Below are 567 nucleotides of genomic sequence, written 5' to 3'. Positions count from 1 at the left end.
TGGGGCCCCCCCGGCCCCCCCGCCCCGCGGGGCCCCCCCCCCCGCCCCTCCCCCCGCGGCACCCCCCGCGGGCCCCCCCACCGCCGCCGTCTGCCCCCAGGATCCACGGTGTCAGATTGCTCTGGCAGGGCCGTGCTTGTGTGATGTGACCCCCGGGAGCACGCCGTGACCGCTGAAACGGGGGTCTCAGCGTGATGTCATACGACGGCTTCACGGCGAGGCGAAGTGGTTCTCCGGCGTCGCACAGGAAAGCGCGGAGAGGCGGAAGGGGTGAGGGGAACCGACTGGGATGCGTGGGCGGATGGCGCAACGTCGTTCTCTTCGTGAGCCGGCCGCACAGGGCCCGGGTGAGAAGGCAACCGACGCGCAGCGTGCCAAGGCGCCGGGCGGAAGGCCGCTCCCCGGGCCGCCCCGCAGAGAAGCGTTCCTCAATGGCGGGGGCGTCACACCCCGGAGGAGACCCCGGCCTTCGCCTCAGGGCCGCCGCCCGCCTTCTCCTGCGCCTCGAGCGCCTTGTTGCGGCGGATGGAGGCAAGGAAGGACGCGGCGATCAGGAAGACGCCGACG

Source organism: Streptomyces sp. NPDC048389 (assembly GCF_040706335.1).
Taxonomy (GTDB): domain Bacteria; phylum Actinomycetota; class Actinomycetes; order Streptomycetales; family Streptomycetaceae; genus Streptomyces.
Note: the sequence above shows the minus strand (reverse complement) of the source record.